Annotated in this window: 1 pseudogene; it reads right to left on the bottom strand. The window is 57.8% G+C overall.

From position 1 onward, the window contains the following. Window positions 1-275 (bottom strand): annotated as a pseudogene (locus EOD29_RS31700) (type I secretion system permease/ATPase); the annotation flags it as partial.

Below are 275 nucleotides of genomic sequence, written 5' to 3'. Positions count from 1 at the left end.
CAGGAGGTTCGCAAGCCGCGCCCAGCTTTGCTGGGCGGAAACGAAACCGCGCCAATTTCCAATCGCCGCCTCTACAGGCGCCAGAGCGCGGGACGTCAGGATGGAACCGGCGATAATAATACCTGAAGAGGCTTGACCTTGAATGACCAGGATCGCGCCTGTTCCCAGAGTTCCCGATTGCAGGGCGATACGGAAAATCTTCGAGAGGGTCGCATAACCATTGCCGACATCCGATGCCTGCCGGGTGATGCTCGGGTATTCGCCGTTTTTTCGTT

Source organism: Mesorhizobium sp. M1A.T.Ca.IN.004.03.1.1 (assembly GCF_003997555.1).
In the GTDB taxonomy this organism is placed as follows: domain Bacteria; phylum Pseudomonadota; class Alphaproteobacteria; order Rhizobiales; family Rhizobiaceae; genus Mesorhizobium.
The sequence above is the reverse complement of the archived record's forward strand: the minus strand, read 5'-3'. Positions and strand labels throughout refer to the sequence as shown.